The organism is Neobacillus sp. B4I6, from assembly GCF_050434045.1.
GTDB lineage: Bacteria > Bacillota > Bacilli > Bacillales > Cytobacillaceae > Neobacillus.
Genome location: NZ_JBNPWB010000002.1, coordinates 4,373,227 through 4,399,582 on the forward strand (window position 1 = coordinate 4,373,227; position 26,356 = coordinate 4,399,582).

Here is a 26,356-nt window from a genome sequence, read left to right on the forward strand (position 1 = left end):
CATTCTCTTCTATTTATTGCATCGGATTTTTAAAATCATTAACCAAAACCTGGACTTCATCATTTTCGTGAATTATTCCAGGCCTTTCTACTGCACATACGATCACCCGCCGCTTATAACCTGCACGTACAAACCGGAAGGATAACTTCTCATGATCTTCATAATGCTTTTGGATTTCATCTCCAGGTAAGGTACAAGGCTGGTTTTCACCCATACATATTAATCCTGCTCCACTTGGAAAAAGGATACGTGAACCCATGGTGAGTTTTGTCAATTCCGGAAATCCTTTTACCAAGACATTAGCCCCTAACCACTCAGGCAAAACAGATTCCACACCTAATTCTTCTGCAATCCTGTCTAATTCTTTCACAGACACAATCGTTATTTAGCGGCGGTTTAGAATCTCTGTTCCTCTTGGATACATCGGCTGCCTTGAATCAGCCTTACTGGTAATTCCAAAGTGGCGGTCCCCACGAATCCCCCCAAACTCAAGATTTGCTTCTGATATTCTTCTAGTTACAAATGTCTTTGGATTATCTGCAATTAATACCGCACTTATGTTTGCGCAGACTTTTTTCAAAAGAAAACTCCTTTTCTTACAAACAATTCCTACAAATAATACCTCACAACCTAGGTTGGATTGGAAATGCTTGGTGTATTTAATTACAAACTACTCGAAAGGTGTGGTAAAATTCATTTTATCAATCCATTCATTCCAATACAAAGCAGGTGTTTACGCGTGTCCTCTGAAAAAGAAGTGAAGCTTTATTTTGTTCGGCATGGGGAGACCCATTTTAATGTAGAGAGGCGATTACAGGGATTTTGTGATTCACCACTTACAGATAAAGGAATTGAACAGGCTAAATCTGTAGGAATCGGTTTATCTGATATAGAATTTAAAGCAGTATACGCAAGTGAAAGCCAGAGAGTAGTAGATACGGCTAGGCATGCCATTGGCCATCGAAACATTCCCATCATTACTGATCCACGTCTAAAGGAAATGAACTTTGGTGTTTTGGAATCACTATTCCAAAAGGAAATTCTAGCTCAATATGGGAATATCCTAGAGACATTATTTAGTCTTAACGATTTAAATATGTCAGCACCTGAAGGGGAATCCTACTTACAGCTTTTTTCACGAACAAGCTCTGCTATCGATGAAATCATTCATAAGCATAAAAATAAGGGTGGAAATGTCCTAGTATTTTCACATGGGGTAACAATAGGCAACTACTTAATGCAATTAGCAAAAATGAGCGGTTATCCTCACCATGATAATTGCAGTGTCTCTGTAATCAATTATTTGAACGGTGAATTTTATGTAGACAGGATTGCTGACACTTCCTTTAGAGATAAATACTACCTAAAATAAAGGGCAGCCCACTTCTTAGACTCCGTGCCTGTCACGCCCCGGAGTTATGGGAAGGTTCTAATGATCCTTAATAAGGTTTATGAAGCGACCACAAGAACCGTCACCATGGTTTTAAACTATGACACACTCGGTAAGATAAATAAGCTGAAATGCTTCCAAGAATAAAAATAGAAACCGGAAAAATGTAGATGAGAAGAATTGTTACAAGAAGGATAACTACTAATAATGCTGTTTTTAATGGAAATGCAATGGCCATTGTCAGTGAATTTCTAATAATATTATTCCAATTTGTATTAAAATGAGCCATGGTAGGAAATAGGTATACCGTAATGGCTAAGAAAATTAGAGTTACAAGCCCGAGAATAAAAATAGAACCGGTAAATCGCATGATATGATAATCGAAATATAGAAAGCATGCCAAGATAAACCAGCCAATCGAAATACCAAAACTTTGCATGAAACATTCCCGTAGTAATGAAAAATATAAACGGAAAATACCTTCACTATTCCTACCCGAAATCCATTTCCTAACTACACCATACATAGCAACAGTTGCTGGAAAAATAGTTATGACTGGTAAGCACATAATAATCCATATGATATTCAACTGTACAAGGTTTCCTATGATTTCAATAATTCGTGAAAATCGACTATTGAGGACCTTCATAGATAATTCCCCTTTTCATTCCCAAATCGATGCTAATCGGTAAATTTGCAATGTGACAAGTTTAACATCCCCATCGAAAGCAAACAATACTAATTCTTCACTCTCACTAGCTGGAAAGATTTCTTAATAATATTGATTTTCCGGCATCAAATATCACCCTTCGTTTTTACTAAAAACTTTTTATAAAATCTAACACTTCCTGTTTTTCCGGCATAACTCGAAGTGCCCCTTTCTTCGTTGTAATTAAAGAAGCAGCTGCGTTTGCAAATGTGAGCATTTCTGCCAAATTAGCTTCTGAAAGGTTTTCTACTCCATATTCCAACACATAGTTAATGATTGAACCGAAGAAAGTATCCCCTGCACCAGTCGTCTCGATCGTATGTTCCTGAAGGAAAGCTGGTCTTTCAACTTGTAGATTTTTGTAAAACCCAAGACTCCCTCCCGCTCCCATTGTGATCAGAATGAGTGGAATCGAATATTGACTTCTTAAATAGCTAACGGCTTCCTCGATATCCTTTATGTTCGTTATGAATTCCAATTCTTCTTCAGACAACTTTACAACATCACACTGTGTCAGTCCGAACTGAATCTGCTCTTTTGCTTCTTCAAGAGATTTCCACAATGGTGGTCGAAGATTAGGGTCAAATGTGATCAATAGATTGTGGTCTTTTGCAATACGAACGGCTCTTTTTGTCGCCATTCTAACAATTTCATCCGTTAATGATAGAGTCCCAAAATGGAATACCTTTGAACGTTTGATTAGGTCTTCATTCACTTCTAATTCTGTTAGCATCATATCTGCTCCTGGTTTTCGGTAGAATGAGAAGTCTCGATCTCCGTCTGCAAATGTATGAACGAAAGCTAGAGTCGTAGGCACTTCATGATCGAAAATTAGACCATCACTATTGATTCCCACTTCTTCCAGAGTGGTTTTTAATGTATGGCCGAATTGATCTTTCCCCACTTTCCCGATAAATGCTGTTTTCTTTCCTAGCTTTGAGAGCATTGCCAAGACATTACACGGTGCACCTCCTGGATTTGCTTCAAATAATGAATTTCCCTGAGAACTCACACCATTTTGCGTAAAATCTATTAATAATTCACCGAGAGCCGCGACATCGAACGTTTTCTCGCTCATTTTCCTTCCTCCTTGTACTGTTAGCTATGCAATTCTTTAAATACATTCTTTAGTAATGGATATAAAGATTGATATATTCTATATAATTTTTTATATATTTCTATATTTTCTTTTAGAGGATATAATGTGTCCTCGTAAGATACGTTCCTATGACAAGCTTCCTTGATATCTTTATATTCACCACATGCAACTGCGGCAAGTAAAGCTGCACCATAAGACGAATGTTCATTGTTTTTTATACTATGAAGAGGCAGTTCCAATATATCCGATTGTATTTGTCTCCAAACTATACTTTTTGCCCATCCTCCTGAGCTCAACAACTTTTCAACCGGAACTCCAATTTCATAAAATACATTCAAGCAATCTTTAAGGGAATAGACCACACCTTCCATAATGGATCTGACAATATGAGAACGGTTATGTTCTAAAGTTAATCCGATAAAACAGCTTTTTGCCATGTGATCCATATGTGGAGTTCGTTCACCGGATAAATACGGCAAAAATATCAACTGATTAGAACCTGGATTTGCCTTCATAGCTTGGGCAGAAAGCAAATCAAATGGACTCTTATCACAAAACTGAGAGCATAATTCCTCTATATATCCAAAAGTTTCTTTATACCAACGCAGTGATAAGCCTCCTGCTAATGTAGCTCCCATAACAAGCCATGAATCTTTTTCGACATGACAAAATGTATGAATTCTACGATTGTTATCTATTATTAATTGATTTGTTGTTGTTATTAGCTGACCGCCTGTTCCGAGAACAATGGCGGCAACTCCTGGTTCAATGGCGCCATTGCCAATAGATGCAATGATCTGGTCTGCCCCACCTGTAATGACAACTGTACGAGGATGAATGCCAGTTTCTTCCTCACAATCGTCTGTTGTTTTACCAGCAAACTCGGAAGTTTCTAACACCATTGGAAGGATTTCCTTGTTCAAATCCAATACTTTAATAATTTTGGAGGACCAATCTCTTTTCTCTAAATCAAATAGTAAGGTACCCGATGCATCTGTCGGGTCCGTAGCAATACAACCTGTCAGCTTATATCGAATATAATCTTTAGGCAGGATTGCTTTATAAATTCGTTCATAAGAGTGTGGTTCAAACTGTTTAATCCACAGAAGTGTTGGTCCGAAAATTCCGGTTGAAAGAGGATTTCCAGTAATCCGATATAATTCATCCTCCGGAATTTTTTGTCTGATCTCTTGACACTGATCGGAAGTCCTTTTATCAAGCCAAATGATGGCATTCCTGATAACGTCTCCGTTCTTACCTAAAAGAACCAATCCATGCATCTGTCCTGATAATCCTACAGCTTTAATATCATCAGGGGTAACCGATGATTTTTTTATTACTTCTTTAATCGCATGGCAGGTGGATGTCCACCATTCATTCGGGTCTTGCTCAGCCCAATTAGAAACAGGAATGTGTACGGGATATTCACCGCTAGCAACAGCTACTACATTCCCTTCACTTTTCATTAGTAACGCTCTTACACTAGAAGTTCCTAAATCGATTCCTAAATAATATCCCATTTCATCGATCCCACCTTTGTTGGACAGGCAGCAACTCCGGATAGGCTGCATGTGGTTCAGACTGATACCAATAAGCAACTGACGCAACATCTTCATCTAGCGCCCTATACTTTCCAAATCGCACCCCAAGGGTTTGTACCGTTACTTTTAGATCGGAGGCAAATCCAATTGAATCATAGATGTGCCATCGGTATAAACTATATTTTCGAGGACCAACTGTATTATTGGTCTTTGCCAAAGGCATTCCAAAGAAAGGCGTCATAAACGGTTGTTCATCATTCCAAACCAGGTCAGAATTGAATGTAGAAAAACCGAAAGATCCCCCAAAGTAATCTTCCGTTCCATTATCCGCCATTGTCGGAAACTCATCATCACCGTCGATGTAAAACTTAACCTCCCCTTCTCCCCACCAATCGCTAGACAGAGCATTCCAAGCTAGGTATGTACCTACATAAGAACCTTTGCCGCTGACATTATCCAATATGATATGTTCAGGATGAGTAAGTGAGGTGGTGCTCCTTCTCCACTGGGCATGGAAATACATGGCGTCCTCGGGAATGTCGTACAGTTTATATAACACACGATAGGCCACACATTCGATTTCTTTTGTACCGTCATGAGTGACCGTAATTCGTGCACGCTTACGAAAAGGCATTTGCCAATAGGAAATATACGCATTCCTTGGTGCTACGACGATTGGAAGGGAGTTCACGCCATGTTTTGCCGAGTCGTGTCCATTGGCGAAAAAAGCGCCAATCGGACTTTCCACAGAAGGTGTTTCCTCATCATCCCAATACATCCGAAGAACAAGCTCCGAGTCCAATTCATGTGAAGAGGTAAAGAAAAACTGATTGATGCACCCAGGACCTTTAATGTCCGCCAGAACCGCGGTTTCCCCTGGTTGAAGTTTAATGAAAGGTCTTACCTTCCACCCTCTGCCCATATTAAGAGCAGTTCCGCTGTGAGGAAGGAATGGATTACTTGGATCCGGTTCCCATATACATGCGTTTCCTTTCTCGCCGGTTGGATTTTCCGCTGAAATTTGTCTGGTTGGTATTCCCCCATTGTAAGGGACTCGATCAAGCATGTTCCTAACCTCCTTTTAGATCATTAGTAAACAAACCCTGCAAAAACTGCAGGGCTCGAAATAAGGTATTTTATCTTGGACGTCTGTCTTCTTTGCTTGCAAGCGGCTTAAATGTATTGTGTGGCTCTGCTTGATACCAATAAGCAACCGAAGCAAGATCATCCTGCCTTTCGAACAAGCCATTTTTCTCGACGCCAATTTGTTGAATCGTCACTTTTAGATCTTCGGTGAATCGGATTGGGTCAAGAATATGCCAGCGATAGAAGCCTCTTTGCGGCATCGTATCATCATTATGATAGAAGTTATGAACAACTTCATCATGAGCAGAATAATATGGATATCCCATAAACGGCGTAGAATATGTATTTTCTACTGTCTTACCATCCTTTTGGCTCGCAAAACTCCATGCTCCGCCAAAATAATCTTCCATTCCAGTACCACAGATCGTAGGATAATCAACGTCACCGTCGATATACATTTTCACTTCACCTTCACCCCACCAGTATCGTTCCAGCGTGGTTAAGGCAATATACGTTCCCACATATAGACCTTGGCCTTTTATGTTGTCTACAATCACATAGTCTTCCTGTTTAGTAGTGATCTTTTGACGATTCCATTGTGCATGGAAATACGCTGTATTTTCAGGAAGTTCATCATATAAGCAATAATCGATTTGATAAAAGAAAGCCGGAACGACTCCATCATGCTGATTTTCGATGGTAATCTTTGCTCTTTTTCTAAAAGGCATTTGGAAGTAGCTATTAAAACCCCTTGAAGGATTTACAACGATTGGCATAGAATTCACCGTGCAGCCTCTTCCGAATCCATTGCAGAAAAAGTCACCGAGCGGGCTTTCAACAGAAGGAACGGTTTCGTCATCCCAATACATTCGAAGGACTAAATCTCTTAAAACAAAGACGTCCTTATCTGTTTTATCAGTAACTGTAATCCAAATATGCTGAATCACTCCTGGACCGTCTATTTCAGCAAGCGTTACCGTGCTACCAGGTTGAATTTCGCGAATGCATGGCGAACCTTTTCTTGACGGTCCTAATTGGCTTGCGGCCATGCCGCCTTTGCCTTTTTCACCACGCGGATTTTCTGCGTTGATTGCTCGGCTTCTGCCGTTGTTGATTAACGGAAGGGACGAAAGTCCTCCGATTAATGGATTAAAATTCATGTTAAAATACTCCCTTCAATTATTAGCCTTTTATACCGCCAGAAATAATACCTTCCATGATTTGCTTTTGGAAGATACTTACGAAAATGATGATTGGCAAAATGATTAAAAATCCCATTGCACTTACAAGATCCCATGGAATGGAATACATATTGTCCCTCAAAGGTAACTGGGTAATGGCTGTTGCCAATACTGAAATTCCGTTTGAGTAGAACAAAGGTGTAAAGAAATTGTTTAAGCAGCTAATAAAATTAACAATACAAACGGTAGCGATCGCAGGTCTCAAAAGAGGCAGGATCACATAAAACATCGTTTGGAAGAATCCACACCCGTCTATCGCAGCCGCTTCTTCAATAGAAGTAGGTATATCCCTAAGAAAATTCTGTAGAATTAAAATCGTAAAAGGAAGTATCCCACTTGTATAAACAATAATTAAGCCTGGATACGTATCGTACAATCCTACAGTTTGTAAAAATTCATAAAGTGGACGGGCTGTTACCACTTCTGGAATTAGCATGGAACCCAATAACAAGGAAACGGCGAAAGCTAACCATTTGCTTCTGAATCTAGCAAAACCGTAAGCGGCCATGATGGAAACAACCGTGCTCACGACAAGAGTCGATCCTACGATAATCAGTGTATCTTTGATTTTTGGCAGCAAGCCTACAAATTGAATTAAATAATCATAGCTTGCTAGAGTAGGATGTTCAGGAAAATATTGAATCGGTTTCTTGAACAACTCCCCAGCAGGAGTAATGGAAGATTCAAATATCCACCATATCGGAAATAAAATAATAAAAGCGACAATGAGTGCCAAGATCCACTTAAAACCATGCAGTAACTGTTTCTTAAATTTTCTTGAAAGCATTGACTTGTTTTGTGCTGGCTTTGATAGAGGACGTTCAACACTTACCTGGTTCTTATATCCTTCTTGAAGCATATTACCTCTCCCTCCTTAATAATCTACTTTTTTAGATCCATACAGACTTATTCCGCTTAATATGGCCATTACAACGAACAGTGTAACTGCCATTGCTGCGCTATATCCTGTATTCAAGTTGGTAAATGCCTCTGTTGTAATTCGGTAGGCGATTAAATCTGTACTATTTCCTGGTCCTCCAGCTGTCATAGCGTAGACCACATCGAACGACGTAATTCTCCACATAGTGAAAAATATACTTAAAACAAAGAGGTTTTTAGAGATCAGTGGTAATGTTATCTTGAAAAAAGATCGGATACTCCCTGCACCGTCTACTTTTGCAGCCTCATACACATCGGATGAAATAAACTGCAAACTTGCCAACACCAAGATCGCAAAAAACGGGAGATCCTTCCACAGGTCGACCGCTATAACGGCGAAACGGGCTGTATCTGTATTAATTAACCAATCCATGTGAAATGATGGATTGAACCTACGTACAAAGTCATTGATCAAACCGTAATCGTTATTAAAAGCCCATTTGGAAGCGATGGCGACTACAACCATTGGCAATGCCCAAGGAAGCAGTACAATCGTTCTCAGAATTTTTTGTCCTCCGAATTTCATGTTCAAGATGAGCGCTAGGATAACCCCTAAAAGAATGTGACCGATCATGGAACCAACAACAAAAATTGCTGTAAAGTTAATCGCATCTAGCAATTTGGGATCATGAAATATTTTTACATAGTTTTCGAATCCAACAAATTCATTGATTCCTCTGAGAATCTTAATATCATAGAAACTGATTCGGAACGTTTCAAAAATAGGATAAATCGTTGTAAAACCTCTTATTAACAGTGCAGGTAAAACTAGAATCCATGCTATGGTTAGGTATTTTTTATTTGCATACATAAAAACCAACCTTTCTTAAACAGGCATTTGGAAAAAGTAAGCAGACAACACGCATCTGCTTACTTTTTGTTGGTAGTTTTGTTGATATTATTTGTATTCTTTAACCGCTGCCTGTGCTTTTTCACAGAAATCATCCAGAGTGATTTTGTCTTGGATATAATCCTGGAAGAGTGCACCCATTGCTGAGATAAATTCCATTGTCTGAGGTAACATTGGACGACCATGAATTTCGTTTGTTGCTTGGATTTGTGAATAGATTTCTTTGACATCGCCAGTAACAGAAGAATCTTGTGATACATCAGCTCTTGCAGGATATCTAGCGAAATCTTTCCAGCCTTGTAATTCTCCATCTTTACTTGCTACATACTTCAAGAATTTTTCGGCAGCAGGTTTATTCTTCGAAGATGAATTCAACACATAGCTCCAGGAATCCGTGAAGATTGATCTCTTTTCAAATTGTGGTGTGTTGATGATATGAATTTGGTCTGGTCCGTAACGATTGGCTTTCTTATAATCATCGCCAGTTCCCCACATGAAGACCGATGCATACTTTCCATCATTAAATTTTTGGTTCATTTGCTCGTATTTGTCAGCGATTTGGTCAACTGGAGTGACCTTCCAGGTGTTCGCCATGTCATACATAAACTTAACTGCTTCTCTGCTCTTTGGATTTGACCAATCAAAATAATCTCCTCCGAAAAGGTTTACAAATGATGCGATTTCGTTAAATACATAAGTTTTTTCCCAAGAACCGCCATAACCGTACTCACCATTCTTCGTAGAGGCTTTTACAAACTTAATAAAATCGTCCTTGGTTTCAATTGATTTCATGCCTGCGGCGTCAAGTTTCTTTTGGTCAACCCAAAGTGCAAGATAACCTTGATAACTTGGAACACCAACAATGTCGCCTTTTGTTGAAGTCAGCATATCTTTCAAATAACCTTGTGCAAATTCACCACGAATATCTTCTGTTAACACCGTATCTTGAAGAGGTTCAAGCCAGCCGGAATTCTTAAAGGAAGTGGCCATTTCATCGTTTACCTCAATGATGTCAGCTGAACTGTCTTTTGTAGATAGCATCGTTGTGATTTTCTGTTGTCGTGTATCTGAGTCTGTAGGCTCTGCAACAACGTTAATCTTAAGACCCGTTGCCTTCTCAGCTGCACTCAGCCAGGATTTGAAATTAGGATTCGTAGACTGAATGGTATAAAGAGTAATTTCATTTTTACCACTGGAATCTGATGTGTTGGAACTTGACGAACCTGAACATCCAGTCAGTGCAAGTGTTGCGGCCGTTACTGTCGCTAGTAAGGTACTCATGATCTTCTTTTTCATTTTCATGTTCAAAACCCCCATTATCAATTTTAGGCAATCAGATAATTATTGCGTTTCGGGTTATTTAATCAATTTTACTTATGTATCCCCCCATGCAACTTAATGGTTAAAACTTACGCAATCGATTACGTAATTGATTACGTAATCGATTTACTGTATAATCAGTATAAGACAAGTATAAATCTTCTGTCAATTAAAAAATGTAAGCGTTTTTCAATTTATTACGGAGTAGCCGTGATATGATAAATAACAACAATATATTAAAATGGGGAATAACAATGACAACAATTAAAAAAGTGGCTCAACTTGCAGATGTTTCGACCGCTACAGTATCGCATGTAATTAACGAGACACGATTCGTTTCCGAAGAAACAAAAGCGCGTGTATTGAACGCCATGGAAGAGCTGAAATATATTCCGAATCCCGCTGCCCAAAGTCTTCGGAGTCAAAAAACAAAAACGATTGGACTGCTGATACCCATATTGGAAGATGAATCCAATAACATTTTTTTTATGAGGGTAGCCCGAGGCGTAGAGCATGTCTTTAGACAAAGTGGTTACCACATTATGCTAGGAAATACGAATGAATCCTTTGAATATGAGATGGAGCAAATTAAATATTATAGATCGCGCCAAGTCGACGGGCTGATCATTGCTCCTTCTGCAGGCAGTCATGAGAATATCGCTGAAATGATTGACGCCGATTGTCCTGTAGTATTTATAGACAGGAAACCAGATGGGGTAAAGGGAGACTTTGTGTTGAACAACGGTTTTCAAGGCAGCTACGATGCTGTCAAGCTGCTGATTGATAAAGGCCATCGGAAAATCGGTATCCTTTCAGGACTTCTGAATTTATCGCCAGGGCAAGAACGGTTGGCAGGTTACCGTAAGGCACTGACAGACCACGGTATTCCTTTGGATGAGAATCTCATTTTGATAGGCAAATCAAGCTTTGACAGTGGCTACGAGATGACAAGGAAATTGACGGAACACTCGGATGTAACCGCCTTATTTATCGCTTCTAACTCAATTGCAATGGGTTCTATTGGATATATTCAGGACAAAGGGATCAAGGTTCCAGAGGAATTAGCAATCATCGGTTTTGACAATTATGACTGGGGGGCCGTGTCCAATCCGCCGTTGTCAGTAATCAAACAATCTGCCTATGAACTTGGCGCCAAAGCCGCTGAGGTACTGCTAAAGAAACTACGTAATCCATCAAATCGCTTTAAAGAATATAGACTTCCAACACAAATAGTAATAAGAAATTCTTTTTAATAAAATTATAAAAAATCTACTCCTTCCATTTCTTGCTATTTCAATAAATGAAAGGAGTAGATTTTTTCATTTGGAAGATTTCAGTGACTCTAGTATTTGATATGACGATTGCCATCATCAGCGTTTTATCAGCGGTGTATGTATTTAATCGTATAAAAAAAGTATTTGTTTAAATTTACATGACACTATATTTAAGTTCCATGAGGTAACAACAAAATAAATCACACATTTAAAGGAGATTATTAAACATGAATACAGTAGAAAAAAACATTAACGGAACAACAAAATTAGTAGGATTATTAGCAAGACCAATTGGACACAGCTTATCACCACGTATGCACAATTTAGGTTACACAATGAAGGATTTAGACTATGCGTACCTCGCATTTGAAGTTGGTACAGAGACATTAGAAGACACAGTAAAGGGTTTAAAAGCAGCAGGTGTAGCCGGTTTTAACGTATCAATGCCAAACAAAATGAAAGTGTTAGATTATCTTGATGAATTAGATGATAGCGCAAGATTCGCTCGTGCAAGTAACACAGTCGTCAATCGTGACGGTAAATTAATCGGTTTTAACACTGACGGCTTAGGTTATGTACGTAACTTAATTGAACATGGGGTTGAGCTAGAAGGACAAAAAGTAACACTTGTCGGTTCAGGTGGTGCAGCTTAGTATTTTTGCTAGGAATGATCAATTCTTCGAACAAGCATATTACGTCCAGGTTTAGTCGTAACAGACGTCGTTTATAATCCACAAAATTCAAAACTATTAGCACACGCAGAAGAAGCTGACGCAACGGCGATTAATGGTTTAGGTATGATGTTATGGCAAGGTGCATTAGCATTTAAATTATTTACTGGTGAAGATATGCCTATAGAACAAGTAAAAGAAATTTTATTCGGATAGAATCCGTGCCTGTCACGCCCCGAATTTTCTTGTTTCACAACGATGTTCCACGTGCATATTTAATTGTACAAACCTATAAAAGGAGAACAGTATCGTCACTGTTCTCCTTTTATAGGTTATTTCAAGGTTCGAGGCTCTTAACACGGTTCGGGTAATTTGCTTTTTTCGTGTTATTCAGCAGGATGGACTGTTAAAGGTAATAATTTTTCGAAAGGCTTCTTCTAAAAAAACCTCTGTAAAGTTCTCTAATAAGCTCAAGGGCTCCTACTCCACGATATTAATGCTTTTTCCATAGTATTAAAAATAAATACCGTTACTTATCTTCTGGAAAAATGTCTTTAAGATTTATGCTTAAATTTTCTAATATGGAAACCTTAATGGAATCCATCCTCTTTTATATAAAATCCTGATGAGATAAACCTGTTGTTTTGCAATAAAAAAACTTCCACGTATTCGTTGGATGGATCGACAATCCAATATTCTTTGACTCCCGCCTTTTGGAAGTTATTGAATTTCACTACCCTGTCATTTCGAGCCGTGGAGGGAGAAAGAATTTCTATAACCAAATCAGGAGCACCGACAATATTTTGCTGGTTAATTTTGTTTCGATCACAGACAACTACCATATCTGGTTGAACCCAATCCTTGATCTTTTCGTTCGACGTTGTTTGATCTACGAAAAGACACACATCAATGGGAGAACCAAATACACTGCACTCTTTCCCCCTCAAATACGTGCCGAATTCGATTAATAGCTCTCTTTGAACGTGTTGGTGCCTTGATGTCGATGCTGGAGACATGCTAATGATCTGGCCATCAATCACTTCATAGCGGACTTCTTCCGGATATCAGATTTCCTATTTTTAACATTAGAAAATCTTGCAGCAAATTCTTTTATTTTTACTATTTCAATATTACTCTTATCCAAAGTATCCATCAAAAAACCAACCTGCCAAAAATACATATCTATCAACTTCATTGGAGTATAGAATGTCCCATCTTCACTAAATAATCGGTGACATTTTTCAAACTCGTCACGATTTTGATTGTAAAAGTTTATTAATTCTACTAAAGAAGCCTCGTTAAATTGCTGGTTTATGCCATGTATCTTTAAGGCGTCTTTTAAATATCGATCATATGCCGGTACATTTCCATATACATCCAGTAATAGTTTCGAGGCCAATGTATCCGTCACACTTATTAATTTTTCCTCCCTATTAATCTGCGGTATGTTATTTATGTATGATTCAGTCGTTTCCTTAATTAGCATATCAATGCCTTCAGCACTGAACCGATTCATGCTTAGTTGGAGTTCACGGTCGAAGTAATGATGATATTGTTGTTTCTTCACCACATCATTTAAAAAGTATTCATGAATTCGATAAACCTTTTGAAGAAGAAATGCACCTCCTCTCAACATCCCCCAGCTTACTAGGTAAAAAGCCAAATGAAGGCAACCATGGTCGAACGTTTTGTCATTATGTAAAGTTTTATAATTTAAACTTAAAAATTGATAGCAATGCTCCCAAGACTTAAACCGATGATGATTATCTATTTTTGAAAGTTCATGATATTTTGATATTACTTCTAAGATTATGTTAATCTCCTCCTTCTAGGATGCCTTAATGGTTTTTGGGGTAATTAAATATTTTTGATCATTACCTTGAACTTGAATGTGATTCGCCCAAACGAATAGTTTCCAATGCTCGCCTACAGCATAATTATTAAGCGTGATATTAGGATGTACTTTTATAGAGTAAATTTGAATTATAATATCCAAATTTCAAAATAAAGTAAAAAAACGCAAGGACAATTGTCTTTGCGTTTCCTATTTATCAACCTATTTGATGGTAAAGTTCATCGGAAAACTAACTGTTCCGTTGCCAGCTCTTCTGTCAACAATAGTTCCTGTAATGCCTGCAATGCCTCATTCTCATCATCACCATTAGCATTAATTTTGATTTCAGCACCTAAACCAATTCCTAGAGACATAACACCCATAATCGATTTTAGATTAACGGATTTACCTTTATATTCAAGATTAATAGCAGAATCAAATTTACTCGCTTCATGAACTAAAATGGTTGCTGGTCGAGCATGTAATCCTTGATCTGCTATGACCTTGTATTGTTTTTCTTCCACGTATCTCCAATCCCTTCATAACAAATATCGTTCAACGAAGATGTCTTCGAAAATTCATATTATATAGAAAGACTTCTTGCTAAATGATAGTCAGCCATATCAATCGTATGTTTTTCTTTTTCTGCTATCTCAAAAGGTAAATGGACCAGTTGACTATTCTTCCAGCCAATCATGACACCTTTTATCCCGTCTATTAACAAATCAATGGCTTTTCCACCCATCTTACTAGCCATCATACGGTCATAGGCAGAGGGGGATCCTCCACGTTGCAAGTATCCAAGTACCATAACGCTTGCTTCAAGGCCTAACCCCTTATTAATCATATCTTTGAGCACATCGGCCTTACATACACCTTCAGCTAGAACGATAATCGTGTGAGATTTACCGCGTTTTTGCCCATACTGAATACGGTTTATGATATCCTCGATAGAAAAGGCGGCTTCTGGAATAATAATAGATTCCGCTCCTGAACATAATCCAGCCCATAAGGCTAAATCTCCTGCCTTACGTCCCATCACCTCAATGATACAAATTCGGTCATGTGAATAAGCAGTATCTCTAATTTTATCAATCGCATCCAAAGCTGTGTTAACGGCAGTATCAAACCCAATCGAATACTCTGTACCTGAAATATCATTATCTATTGTTCCAGGAATTCCTATGGTGGGAACACCATGGGAGGTCAACTTACTAGCCCCTTTGAAGGTTCCATCTCCTCCGATAACAATCAATCCATCAATCCCTGCGTCATTTAGAGAAGTTATCGCCTGTTGTTGTCCTTCAACTGTTTTGAATAACTCACTGCGTGCACTTCTTAGAATGGTTCCTCCCCGATGGATAATATCGCCTACACTGCCAAGGTCCATCTGATAATAATCTCCATCCATTAAGCCAGCATAGCCATGTCTAACCCCATAAACGTCTAAACCTTTAAATATCCCCCGTCTTACTACTGCACGAATGGCAGCATTCATTCCGGGGGCATCTCCTCCGCTCGTCAAAACGGCAATTTTCTTCACACGATTTCATCCTTCTTTTGGTAAAATAAAGCAGATAGAAGATTAAAAAACCTAAACCATCTGCTAACACATTGCTAATCTTTAAAAATAAAAGCGGTAATAACTTTGTTCAAAAGTTATTTTAAACCCCCTACAAAGTTTGTTACAAACGCTTCTTTATACTTTCTGACAATATGGTCGACCGTAAAACCATATTGCTCTATTACTAATTCACCTTTTCCAGAAGCTCCGAATTGATCAATCCCAATGTTAATGCCGTCTAATCCAGTATACTTGCCCCATCCTAAGCTTGAGCCCATTTCAATAGAAACACGGTTACGTACATTGGTAGGGAGGACAGCTTCTTTATATTCTAGATCTTGCTTTTCAAACAAATCTAAACTTGGTGCGGATACAACCGAAACATGAATGCCCTCTTCTGCTAATTTTGCTTGAACATTTAATGCTAGTTTCACTTCAGAACCACTAGCCATTATAATGCCATCTATTGTTTTTCCTTTCGCTGAAGATAGAACATAAGCGCCTTTCTCAACACCTTCTGGGGCTTTTTCAGCTGTTCCTTCAAGAACCGGTAAGTTTTGACGACTCAATACTAATAGTGTCGGTGTTTCTTTTGATTCTACTGCGATTCTCCAAGCCTGTGAAACTTCATTTCCATCAGCTGGTCGCAGGACGTTTACATTTGGCATGGCACGGTAAGAATCAATTTGTTCAACAGGCTCATGAGTAGGACCATCTTCTCCTACACAAATCGAGTCATGGGTAAAAACATAAATTCCAGGTAACTTTGAAATGGCTGCTACACGAATCGCTGCTCTTAGATAATCTGAGAATACGAAGAAGGTGCCTACAAACGGAATGGTGCCCCCGTGTAAAATAATGCCATTCAATATCGCGCCCATCGCAAACTCGCGAACACCAAACCAAATATTTCGCCCGGCATAGTTTTCTGGTGTGAAGTTTTCATCTGATTTGATTAGGGTATTGTTAGAAGAACTTAAGTCAGCTGAACCGCCCCAGAACTGAGGTAATCTCGCCCCAATCGCTTGAATAGTCGCTTCACTAGTTTTACGAGAAGCAGTTGGTGCGTCTTCAATCGAATAGTCTGGTAAGATATCATCCCAATTTTCTGGTAGATCACCAATAAAGACATCCTCTAATTGTTGACCTAATTCAGGATAGACTGCTTTATACTTAGCAAACAAAGCTTCCCATTCTGCTTCAATCGTTGTTCCACGATTAAGGACTGCTTCTTGAAAACGTTGAGCAACTTCTGTTGGAACCGTAAACGGAGGGTAATCCCAACCATAAACTTCTTTAGTGATTGCCGTATTCCCTTCTCCTAGCGGAGCACCATGTACTTCTTTTGTACCTTGGTTAGGCGAGCCGTAACCAATGACCGTTTTCACTTCAATCAACGTTGGCTTATTCTTTTCGGTTTGGGCGACTTTAATTGCTTCAGAAATGGCTTGTAAGTCATTACCATCCTCTACTAAAATATGTTGCCAGCCATATGCTTCAAAACGACCGCCAACATCTTCTGTAAAAGTCATGGATGTGGGACCATCAAGAGAAATATCATTAGAATCATATAAAACGATTAATTTCCCTAGTTTTAAGTGACCAGCTAATGAGGCGGCTTCTGCAGCAACCCCCTCCATTAAATCTCCATCACCACATAAAGTGTATGTATAATGGTCAACAATGTTATATCCTTCTTTGTTATAAGTCGCAGCCAAATGGGCTTCTGCCATAGCCATCCCTATGGCATTGGCAAAACCTTGGCCCAATGGACCTGTTGTTGCTTCCACCCCATCCGTTTCACCAACTTCTGGATGACCAGGAGTACGACTATTTAATTGACGAAATTCCTGTAAGTCTTCCATCGTTACATCATACCCAGCTAGATGCAATAAACTATAAAGTAAAGAGGAACCGTGGCCAGCAGATAACACGAAGCGATCACGATTCACCCATTTTGCATTTTTCGGATTTACTTTTAAATGTCTTGTCCATAATGTATAAGCCATTGGCGCAGCACCCATTGGCAATCCTGGATGACCCGAATTAGCCTTGTTGATCGTTTCTATACTTAACATGCGTATAGTGTTAACGCCTAATTGATCGGTTTCATCAAACATGCTGTACATCCCTCAATATTCATTAGATTTTTATAACTAGATATTCTCTGATTCTAATAAAACCTATAGTTGACTATAAAAAATAATTAATATAAATTAATTTTATATAGGTTCTCCTAATTTTGACATGCATAGAGTTTCCGACTACCAATCATGAACCCTATGCACATCAAATAGTAAGACATTGATCTTGGAGAAAAGAACTACTTAACCTATTGAAATCACTTCAGAGGATTGTAGCTTATCTATAATTCTCGAAGTGGATCCTTTTAGGTTATAACATTCAACATAGTCTCGAATTGGGCGCTTAATATGGTCTATTACAAATCTTTGCCCATTAATATTTACTTTGCTTAAGTTTTCATAAAGTTTATCAATTTCTACTTTTACTTCTTCATCATTAAAAGTATAATGACCGGCGATATCTAAAATTTCAGCAGATATGTCATTGTCTTTCATAATTTCCTCAACTGTTAAGTCCGTTTGATCTCCGACCATCCATTTTCTCCAACGTTCACTCTTAATCGAACGAACTAAAAGAGTATCTCTTAGGTTAGACGGCTCAGCAACTAAACCATATTCTTTTAATCTTTGTTCTACTTCTGCTAGTTTTAGATACGCTCTTGTTTCCTCAGTTCCATACTGAGGTGCTACATTTGTTGCAACAATGTTAGACGGAATATGCTCCAATAAGGTCACATCATCTAGGTAGTCACCATTATGTTCTTTTAATCCAACCCCATACTTATTTGCCATTTGCGCCAACTCATAGGCATTATGAAAATTAAACGTTCCAACTTGTTCTGTTTTTCTAGTTAATGTTCCTGTTTGCCCTACAATAAAGGTCGGCATTGGAAGACCTTTGCTGCCAAGTTCTTCTTTTAGTCTATTAATGAAGGTTTCATAGGTTTCAGTGGAAGTTAGTCCTCCATTTGTTTCTTCTGTCCCCACTTCATAACCGATTTCTGGTAAGTTTCTTGCTTTTCTTTCTTTTTCACAGTACTCAATCAGTTCAACAGTCCGACTGATGACGTTCTCTAAAGGAACAACTTTCCCTACTTCAAACGGATCTTTCGTTGGATCGATCATCAATAAGTCAAATCCTGCTTCAATATCTGCAAGATAGGATTTTTTTCCAAATTCCATCGCTTGTTCTGCAGGTAAATGATCGTTTCTTTCTTTATCTCGCTGCCATGGACCACCATGGTCTCGGCAGACATAATATAGGCCTTCGAAACCAGCTTCCTCCGCAGTACTGCGAATTGCCTCTACAAAAGAATGTTGATTCCAGCCATTAACATAGCCGCCGCCCAATTCATCCATATCTACTTGATTACGACTTGCAATAAACATTAATGGAAAATCTTCGTCTCTAGCTAACTCAAAACTTGCTTGTAATAGATTAGCTGACATAGGTCCAATCCCTAGTAATGTAGCGCCTTTCCCTTCCTCTTGTAATTCCAATATGGCCTTAACAGTTGAATTAATTGATGCTTTTACCACAATATCTTCCTCCTAGTCATTTATCGTTTTTTTCATTAACCTACTTTTTTTTCTTCCTTCTTTTCTGTAGTTGCCTTTACTGCGATATCTGGTTTTATGAAATGTAAGATGCCTGCTGTAACAACAGTTCCGATTAACATCGCAAGAAAATACCACAGTTTACCGTCAACAGCACCGATAACAATTAATCCACCGTGAGGAATATAAGTGCTTACATTTTGTATCATTCCTATTCCACCACCAACAGCACTACCAATCATAATGGCAGGCAACACACGTTTCATATCTTTCACGGCAAAAGGAATCGCGCCTTCAGTTATACCAATTAACCCCATGAAGCCAGCACTTACGCCCAAACTGCGTTCTTCTTCCGTATATTTTTTTCTTGAAATAAATGTTGATAAAGCCATTCCTAATGGTGGAATTGCGACCGCGATTCGATGAGCACCATTTGGTCCAAAAATTCCTTCAGCCATTAATGCTAATGTAAATGCCGTAATCGTTTTATTAATCGGACCACCCATGTCAATAGCAGTAAAGGCTCCAATTGCTAGCCCTAGAATTAACGCACTTCCACCTTGCATAGAAGACAATAATTTAACAAGACCGTCAACTAGACTAGCAAGAGGTTGAGCTAAGATATAAATATATCCCATACAAGTAACAAATGTGGTAATCACCGGAATAATTAAGATCGGCATAATCGTTTTAATCGTATTCGGAACTTTCCATGTTTTAACATACTTAGCAATATAACCGGAAACAATCCCTAAAATCATTGCCCCAAGGAACCCAGTTTTAACATCACCATCACCAATCGGATTATTGGCGATAAAGCCCGCAATCATACCAGGAATTAACCCTGGTTTCCCCGCGATGGAATAGGCAATATACCCTGCTAAAATTGGAATCATCATCGCGAAACCAGCTGCACCAATCGTATTCAAGTTTTGAAGGAAAGGATTTGTAACTACCATTCCCTCATCAGTCGGTTTCCCAGAGGCTAATGCAATCGCTAAGAATATCCCGCCGACAACTACTGAAGGCATCATGTAAGACACACCGGTACTAAATGCCTTTTTAAGCTCTTCTCCTACCTTTACCTTTTTCCCATTAACCGCCATAAATACATTCCTCCTACAAGTTAACTAATTGGTCAACAACATCCTTTACATTCTTGATTACATTAGACGGGTCTAACGTGATAACTTTGCCTTGATCTTGTTTTTCCTCAAATCGCTCTTCGCCTTCGATTCCAATCGCGATCGCAAGAATAACCGCATCTGCATCTGCAATTTCTTCCTCAGTCAACTCATTATCAATTCCCATTCCACCTTGGGTTTCAATTTTGACTTCAAAACCGCGCTTAGCACATTCTTTTTCTAACGCCTCTTGTGCCATATAAGTATGTGCAATTCCTGTTGTACAAGCTGTAACTCCTACAATTTTCATTTAAAGTTCCCCATTTCTTCAGCATATATATTTTCTTCAATGCGTTTTAATAAACTAAAGGCTTCATCAATAGATTCCGCTTCTAGTAAACTACTTCTAAAATTTTCATCCATTAAGTTTTTACTAATTTGTGCTAAAATTTTTAAATGCAATTTATCTTGTTGATTGATAGGAACACCAATCATAAAAATTAATTGGGCTTGATCATTGCTTTTTTCTTCCCAAACAAATGGTTCCCTGGTTCTCATAAATGTAATAAAAGGAGATGTAACAGCTTCTGATTTCCCATGAGGTATACTTACATCAAAACCCACAGTTGTTGGGATTTCTTCTTCTCTTTTTAAAACTGCATTGACATAAGTATCAACATCAGTAATCAGCCCATTTTTTAAAACATCTTCACTCATTTTTCTGATGATTTCATTCCGACTTGTTAGATCACTATTTAAATAAATAAATTCTTTCTGTATCAATTTTATCCCCTTCCTTCATAAGCTGTAATATTCCATTCCTTGTGTTATCCGAGAAATACTTTTTAACGTTTTTCCTGGATTCTATTAGTTTATAAATATCACTTAAAATATTTTTAACGTTTTTTAAATCGCTAGGTGAAATACAAATTAGGATAACTGTATCGACTTTCGTGCCTCCCCAATCAATCATATCCTCCGTGGTTAAAATGAATATTCTTGTATTAACCACAAATTTAGGTGTGCCATGGGGGATAGCCACTCCTGTGTCTAGAGCCGTTGTTCCTACATTCTCGCGGTTGTAGACAGACTCTTCAAATCCGGAAATGATGTCATTTGAATCCTTTAATTTTTGAATTAAAAAACTCAATACCTCTTTCTGATCCTGCATTTTCTTATTGATAAAAATAGAATCTTCTTTAATAAATTTAGATAAGTACTTAATATCAGGATAATCGTCGACAGGTGCCTTTTTTTCTTCTTTTAGTAAAAATAAATCTGTGTAAAAATTCATAATATTTTTGATATCTGTACTGGTAACTAAAGGCGATACATAGATCACTGGTTTAGTCGTATTTCTGATTGGGATGGCTGAAATGATAAAGTCGACACTATTAATATTCATTTGATAAAGTTTGTCAATTGGAACCACCTCAATAAGGCATAAAGCTGGCAGCACATGCTTCACTTTATTGGCAATCAATTCCGATGTTCCAATCCCATTAGGACATACAATTAAGACTTTTTTATAACTTGAATTTCTTTCTAACGCAGCTTGGAAATGAACCATGATAAACGCTACTTCATCTTCCGTTAAATTAACTTCAAATACTTCTTCAATAATAGAGGTTACAAACCAGCTAACTCCTAACATGACGGAATATTCATCTTTGATCTCAGTAAGCAACGGGTTTTTAACAGTAATCCCCGCCCGCAATCTATAAATCATCGGAATGATATGAGACACTAATCCTTCAAATAGTTTCTTATCATTTGATAAATCAACTTTAAGGACACTACTCATTTTCTGAATGATTTCTTCAACGAGATGAATGTATTCTTCCGTGATTGAAGTTGGATGATAACTGGATTCTATTCCGATGGCGATTAAATATTGATTTAAGTAAATCGTATCTTCAGTTGTAAAAGTAATCGCTAATGCATGTTGTATATCATCCAGAATATCTTTAGCCATAAAATAAGTTTTTAGATTTTTTACCTCATCAAAGATAAGGTTATTTATCACTTCTAAATGGTGTTTATTCTTTGAAGCGCGAAAGCATAGAACGACGAGAGTGTTAAATAAAGTTGTTAAATAATGCTCTGCAAAAGGTTTGGCTGATTTATTTTCAACTTTTCTAACTATGCTAAGCGAAGTATTCACAATTTCACTTGGATAATACTGTAGTAATAAATCCCCGAATTTATCAATCCCGACCAGATTGTTCTCGACTTTAGATTTTTTAAATAGTTCTTCATTAAATAACTTCAAAGAATACTGGATTTGGGATTCTGTACCGGTAATATATGTACCCTTTTGATCCCCTTTGACCTTAACAGTCCATCCATTTAACTCTGATTGAATTTTCTCCAGATCAGCAGCAATGGAGGATTTACTAACAAAAAATAGTTCAGATAAGCCTTGGTACGATAATACCTTTTCCTCGATCAATAACATTTTTGTTATTTGAATTTTTCTATCTAATGGGGAGAGCTCTTGAATCTCCTCATTTTCAAATTGAGTTTTGAGATATGTTAGAATGTCCAATTTGTTATTCATTTCACCACTAATTTTGACCCCCATGCTCGGTTTCTTCTCTAACATTAAGTCAAAATGATTAATAAATTTTTCAACTACTTTTAAGTCGTTGTGAAGTGTTCTTTGGGAAACATTCATTACGTCGGAGTAATATTTTACAGTTTTATAATCTTGATTACTTAGCATAATTTTTATTAAATGATATTGCCTTTTAGATAAATCAATCACTTTAACACCTCCTTTTAGAATTGCTTTATCCCATTTAATATCAAAATTGAAATATTGCCAACCATCTGATAGCGCTTACTTAACCTTATGTACTCATTTTATCATGTAAATTTTTTTCGTTAATAACAGGCTATTACAACATCATTGTTGCAATTGTAAAAACTACCAGAACGAGATAAAGATGATATCCTATTAATAATAACTAGAAAAACTAGATTTTTAGGAGAGGAATAGGAAATGGATACTATTTTGTTTGATGTCGATGACACTTTGTATGATCAATTACAACCCTTTAAAAATGCGTTTCAAATTACTTTTAAACATCTAACGAATGTTCCAATTGAAAAAATTTATGTGGCTAGCCGGAAACATAGTGACACCCTATTTAATAAAAGCGAAGCAGGAACCATTTCTTTACTAGAGCTACACACCTATCGCATTATGACTGCTTGCAAAGATTTTGGAGTTGAAATCCAATATGATGGGGCGGTAGAATTTCAAAAAATTTATGAATTGGAACAAAAAAAAATAACCCTGTTTCCAGAAATAGAAGAACTACTTGAGCTGCTTAATAAAAAGAACAAACAACTTGGGATCCTTACAAATGGTCCTCACCAGCATCAACTTATGAAAATAACCCAATTGGGAATGACTAGATGGATTCCTGAAGAGAATATTTTCATTTCTGGCGCAATCGGAAGCGCTAAACCAGATTCCCAGGCTTTCGATATTGTTGAAAAAAACCTCTACTTAAATAGGGAGAAAACAGTATACATAGGAGATTCTTTTGATAATGATGTAATTGGTGCCAAACAAGTTGGCTGGAATTCGATATGGATGAATCATCGGAACAAAGCTAAACCCATCTCTACTATTGATCCTGACAAAATAATTAGTTCACCTAAAGAATTATTGGATTTAATTGATTGCTATCTTTAAGATACTTATTACTATTATTTCATAAGACACGAAAAGGGATACCATCTTGATATGGTACCCCTTTAATCGATTATTACCTTGAACCCGTACACTGTCACGCCCCGGATTTTCTTGTTTCACAACGATGTTCCACGAACAACTTTAATCTATATAACAAATAACAGGCGAACAGTACTGTCACTGTTCGCCTGTTATTTGTTACTTTATGGCCAAATTTCCACAGCCAACCAATCAATTGTTTCATTCCTTCTATTTATTGCATTGGATTTTTAAAATCATTAACCAAAAGCTGTACTTCATCATTTTCAGTTATTTTTCCAGGCCTTTCTATTGCACATACAATCCCCCGCCGCTTATATCCTGCACGTACAAAACGGAGGGATAACTTCTCGTGATCATCATAATGCTTTTGGATTTCATCACCAGGTAAGGTACAAGGCTGGTTTTCACCCATACATATTAATCCTGCTCCACTTGGAAAAAGGATACGTGAACCCATGGTGAGTTTTGTTAATTCCGGAAATCCCTTTACCAATACATTAGCCCCTAACCACTCAGGCAGAACAGATTCAACACCTAATTCTTCTGCAATCCTGTCTAATTCTTCCACAGACACAATCGTTATTTGGCGGCGGTTTAGAATCTCTGTTCCTCTTGGATACATCGGCTGCCTTGAATCAGCCTTACTAGTTATTCCAAAATGGCGGTCCCCACGAATCCCCCCAAATTCAAGATTTGCTTCTGATATTCTTCTGGTTACAAATGTCTTTGGAGCATCTGCAATTAATACTGCATTTATTTTTGCCCATACTTTTTCCAAAAAGAAAACTCCTATCCATATAACCATTTCCTACAAATAATACCTCACAACCTAGGTTGGATTGGAAATGCTTGGTATATTTAATTACAAACTACTCGAAAAGTGTGGTAAAATTCATTTTATCAATCAATTAATCCCATTACAAAGAAGGTGTTTACGCGTGTCCTCTGAAAAAGAAGTGAATCTTTATTTTGTTCGGCATGGGGAGACCCATTATAATGTAGAGAAACGATTACAGGGATTTTGTGATTCACCACTTACAGATAAAGGAATTGAACAGGCTAAATCTGTAGGAATCGGTTTATCTGAAATAGAATTTAAAGCAGTATACGCAAGTGAAAGCCAGAGAGTAGTAGATACGGCTAGGTATGCCATTGGCCATCGAAACATCCCCAATCATTACTGATCCACGTCTAAAGGAAATGAACTTTGGTGTTTTGGAATCCCTATTACAAACGGAAATTCTAGCTCAATATGGGAATATCCTAGAGACATTATTTAGTCTTAACGATTTAAATATGTCAGCACCTGAAGGGGAATCTTATTTACAGCTATTTTCACGAACAAGCTCTGCTATCGATGAAATCATTCATAAGCATAAAAATAAGGGTGGAAATGTCCTAGTATTTTCACATGGGGTAACAATAGGCAACTACTTAATGCAATTAGCAAAAATGAGCGGTTATCCTCACCATGATAATTGCAGTGTCTCTGTAATCAATTATTTGAACGGTGAATTTTATGTAGACAGGATTGCTGACACTTCTTTTCGAGATAAATACTAACTAAAATAAAGGGCAGCCCACTCCTCAAACTGCCCCTTGAATCTGTATCCATTATGTCTTATTTCTAGTTATAATTAACTAAGTGATAATCAGATAATAGTCATAGTCTTATTGGTTTAATAGATTAATAAACTCTTTCATGAACCCCGGAAGATCTGGCCATGCATGCCCAGAAACGAGATTACCTTGAACATGGAGCGGATTTGTTATATAGGTTGCCCCTGCTGCTTCTACATCCGGCTTACAGGCGATATAGGCGGTCAATTCTCGACCTTCCAAATATTGACGAACGGTTGTTAATACCTGACCTGCATGACAAATGGCCCCCACAGGTTTATTTGCTTCAAAAAAATGCGCGACGATTTTTGGAACATTTTCATTTAAGCGAATGTATTCCGGAGCCCGTCCTCCTGGAATAATGAGCCCATCGAATTCGTCCGGATTTACATCTTCAAAAGCTAACTGTGCTTCAATTAAGTATCCTTTGCTTTCCGTATAAGTATCCCATCCAATAAAGTCATGGACTACTGTTTGCAGCTTCTTCTTTGATGGTGCTGCTATTTGTACCTCGATGCCTTCTTCAAGACAACGAAAATACGGATAATAAATTTCCAATGCCTCTACAGCATCTCCTGCTAAGATTAAAACCTTTTTTGACACGTTAAAAACTCCCCCTGTTAAAAAATTAGGCTATTGCCTTTATTTATATATTCATAATGCTTCTAATAATTCCTTATATTTGAAAAAGCTTCATATCCAGCA

The 26,356-nt window shown here is 37.7% G+C and carries 25 protein-coding genes and 2 pseudogenes; 6 read left to right on the plus strand and 21 right to left on the minus strand.

The features are described from left to right. Positions 1–13: 13 nt before the first annotated feature. Positions 14–580, minus strand: a pseudogene (locus QF028_RS23845) (MOSC domain-containing protein). A gap of 66 nt (positions 581–646) precedes the next feature. Here QF028_RS23845 and QF028_RS23850 point away from each other — a divergent pair. After that, positions 647–1,372: a histidine phosphatase family protein gene (locus QF028_RS23850; protein ID WP_429469532.1), complete on the plus strand. Its 726-nt coding sequence runs from the start codon at positions 647–649 to the stop codon at positions 1,370–1,372. Positions 1,373–1,472: 100 nt separating this feature from the next. Here the strand turns inward: QF028_RS23850 and QF028_RS23855 are convergent, their stop codons facing one another. The 8 genes from QF028_RS23855 to QF028_RS23890 form a co-directional block, all read right to left on the minus strand. Continuing rightward, entirely contained in the window at positions 1,473–2,039 is a 567-nt protein-coding gene (locus QF028_RS23855; RefSeq protein ID WP_429469535.1) for a YesL family protein, read from the minus strand. Positions 2,040–2,208: 169 nt separating this feature from the next. Next, the gene (locus tag QF028_RS23860; RefSeq protein ID WP_429469538.1) at positions 2,209–3,177 is read right to left on the minus strand and encodes a carbohydrate kinase family protein; all 969 of its coding nucleotides are present in this window, start codon (positions 3,175–3,177) and stop codon (positions 2,209–2,211) included. Between the two features lie 20 nt (positions 3,178–3,197). Continuing rightward, the gene (gene xylB, locus QF028_RS23865) at positions 3,198–4,718 is read right to left on the minus strand and encodes a xylulokinase (RefSeq protein WP_429469541.1); all 1,521 of its coding nucleotides are present in this window, start codon (positions 4,716–4,718) and stop codon (positions 3,198–3,200) included. 1 nt (position 4,719) lies between these two features. Next, positions 4,720–5,805 (minus strand): glycoside hydrolase family 172 protein, encoded by a 1,086-nt coding sequence (locus QF028_RS23870; RefSeq protein WP_429469544.1) that lies wholly within the window; start codon positions 5,803–5,805, stop codon positions 4,720–4,722. Positions 5,806–5,875: 70 nt separating this feature from the next. Next, on the minus strand, positions 5,876–6,985 hold the full coding sequence (locus QF028_RS23875; RefSeq protein ID WP_429469547.1) for a glycoside hydrolase family 172 protein: 1,110 nt from the start codon (positions 6,983–6,985) through the stop codon (positions 5,876–5,878). 22 nt (positions 6,986–7,007) lie between these two features. Continuing rightward, positions 7,008–7,925 carry a carbohydrate ABC transporter permease gene (locus QF028_RS23880; protein ID WP_429469550.1) on the minus strand — a complete coding sequence of 306 codons (918 nt, stop codon included), beginning with the start codon at positions 7,923–7,925 and terminating at the stop codon, positions 7,008–7,010. Between the two features lie 15 nt (positions 7,926–7,940). Beyond that, a complete protein-coding gene (locus QF028_RS23885) occupies positions 7,941–8,816 on the minus strand; it encodes a carbohydrate ABC transporter permease (RefSeq protein ID WP_429469553.1) in 876 nt (291 codons plus the stop codon). Positions 8,817–8,903: 87 nt separating this feature from the next. Further along, a complete protein-coding gene (locus QF028_RS23890; protein ID WP_429469556.1) occupies positions 8,904–10,157 on the minus strand; it encodes a sugar ABC transporter substrate-binding protein in 1,254 nt (417 codons plus the stop codon). 272 nt (positions 10,158–10,429) lie between these two features. On the opposite strand from QF028_RS23890, the gene QF028_RS23895 reads away from it, so the two are divergent. Next, a complete protein-coding gene (locus QF028_RS23895) occupies positions 10,430–11,428 on the plus strand; it encodes a LacI family DNA-binding transcriptional regulator (RefSeq protein WP_429469559.1) in 999 nt (332 codons plus the stop codon). Between the two features lie 248 nt (positions 11,429–11,676). Then, positions 11,677–12,336, plus strand: a pseudogene (locus tag QF028_RS23900) (shikimate dehydrogenase family protein). A 374-nt stretch (positions 12,337–12,710) separates the two neighbouring features. On the opposite strand, the gene QF028_RS23905 reads toward QF028_RS23900, so the two are convergent. From QF028_RS23905 to QF028_RS23950, 10 genes are all read right to left on the minus strand, one after another. Continuing rightward, positions 12,711–13,160: a Uma2 family endonuclease gene (locus tag QF028_RS23905; RefSeq protein WP_429469562.1), complete on the minus strand. Its 450-nt coding sequence runs from the start codon at positions 13,158–13,160 to the stop codon at positions 12,711–12,713. Continuing rightward, on the minus strand, positions 13,157–13,756 hold the full coding sequence (locus QF028_RS23910; protein ID WP_429469564.1) for a hypothetical protein: 600 nt from the start codon (positions 13,754–13,756) through the stop codon (positions 13,157–13,159). Before QF028_RS23910 ends, QF028_RS23905 begins: the two co-directional genes overlap by 4 nt. Before the next feature lie 437 nt (positions 13,757–14,193). Next, positions 14,194–14,478, minus strand: coding sequence for a phosphocarrier protein HPr (locus QF028_RS23915; RefSeq protein WP_429469567.1), 285 nt, complete (start codon positions 14,476–14,478; stop codon positions 14,194–14,196). Positions 14,479–14,537: 59 nt separating this feature from the next. Then, positions 14,538–15,497, minus strand: a complete 960-nt coding sequence (pfkA, locus tag QF028_RS23920) for a 6-phosphofructokinase (protein ID WP_429469570.1) — start codon at positions 15,495–15,497, stop codon at positions 14,538–14,540. Between the two features lie 116 nt (positions 15,498–15,613). Then, the gene (gene tkt / locus QF028_RS23925; RefSeq protein WP_429469573.1) at positions 15,614–17,638 is read right to left on the minus strand and encodes a transketolase; all 2,025 of its coding nucleotides are present in this window, start codon (positions 17,636–17,638) and stop codon (positions 15,614–15,616) included. Between the two features lie 207 nt (positions 17,639–17,845). Continuing rightward, positions 17,846–19,126 carry a class II D-tagatose-bisphosphate aldolase non-catalytic subunit gene (locus tag QF028_RS23930; protein ID WP_429472500.1) on the minus strand — a complete coding sequence of 427 codons (1,281 nt, stop codon included), beginning with the start codon at positions 19,124–19,126 and terminating at the stop codon, positions 17,846–17,848. Between the two features lie 50 nt (positions 19,127–19,176). Continuing rightward, a complete protein-coding gene (locus QF028_RS23935; protein WP_429469576.1) occupies positions 19,177–20,265 on the minus strand; it encodes a PTS fructose transporter subunit IIC in 1,089 nt (362 codons plus the stop codon). 13 nt (positions 20,266–20,278) lie between these two features. Continuing rightward, on the minus strand, positions 20,279–20,593 hold the full coding sequence (locus QF028_RS23940) for a PTS fructose transporter subunit IIB (RefSeq protein ID WP_429469579.1): 315 nt from the start codon (positions 20,591–20,593) through the stop codon (positions 20,279–20,281). Continuing rightward, positions 20,590–21,066, minus strand: a complete 477-nt coding sequence (locus QF028_RS23945) for a PTS sugar transporter subunit IIA (protein WP_429469582.1) — start codon at positions 21,064–21,066, stop codon at positions 20,590–20,592. The genes QF028_RS23940 and QF028_RS23945 overlap by 4 nt, the downstream gene beginning before the upstream one ends. Then, positions 21,035–23,050 (minus strand): BglG family transcription antiterminator, encoded by a 2,016-nt coding sequence (locus QF028_RS23950; protein WP_429469585.1) that lies wholly within the window; start codon positions 23,048–23,050, stop codon positions 21,035–21,037. The genes QF028_RS23945 and QF028_RS23950 overlap by 32 nt, the downstream gene beginning before the upstream one ends. Before the next feature lie 237 nt (positions 23,051–23,287). Between QF028_RS23950 and QF028_RS23955 the strand changes: the two genes are divergently transcribed. Then, positions 23,288–23,989 carry an HAD family hydrolase gene (locus QF028_RS23955; protein WP_429469588.1) on the plus strand — a complete coding sequence of 234 codons (702 nt, stop codon included), beginning with the start codon at positions 23,288–23,290 and terminating at the stop codon, positions 23,987–23,989. 253 nt (positions 23,990–24,242) lie between these two features. Here the strand turns inward: QF028_RS23955 and QF028_RS23960 are convergent, their stop codons facing one another. Then, positions 24,243–24,809 carry an MOSC domain-containing protein gene (locus QF028_RS23960; RefSeq protein ID WP_429469591.1) on the minus strand — a complete coding sequence of 189 codons (567 nt, stop codon included), beginning with the start codon at positions 24,807–24,809 and terminating at the stop codon, positions 24,243–24,245. Positions 24,810–24,876: 67 nt separating this feature from the next. Between QF028_RS23960 and QF028_RS23965 the strand changes: the two genes are divergently transcribed. Together QF028_RS23965 and QF028_RS23970 are read left to right on the plus strand one after the other, a co-directional pair. Then, the gene (locus QF028_RS23965; RefSeq protein ID WP_429469594.1) at positions 24,877–25,215 is read left to right on the plus strand and encodes a histidine phosphatase family protein; all 339 of its coding nucleotides are present in this window, start codon (positions 24,877–24,879) and stop codon (positions 25,213–25,215) included. After that, positions 25,184–25,594, plus strand: a complete 411-nt coding sequence (locus QF028_RS23970; RefSeq protein WP_429469597.1) for a histidine phosphatase family protein — start codon at positions 25,184–25,186, stop codon at positions 25,592–25,594. Before QF028_RS23965 ends, QF028_RS23970 begins: the two co-directional genes overlap by 32 nt. Before the next feature lie 108 nt (positions 25,595–25,702). Here the strand turns inward: QF028_RS23970 and QF028_RS23975 are convergent, their stop codons facing one another. Further along, positions 25,703–26,254 carry a DJ-1/PfpI family protein gene (locus QF028_RS23975; protein WP_215002160.1) on the minus strand — a complete coding sequence of 184 codons (552 nt, stop codon included), beginning with the start codon at positions 26,252–26,254 and terminating at the stop codon, positions 25,703–25,705. Positions 26,255–26,356 lie beyond the last annotated feature (102 nt).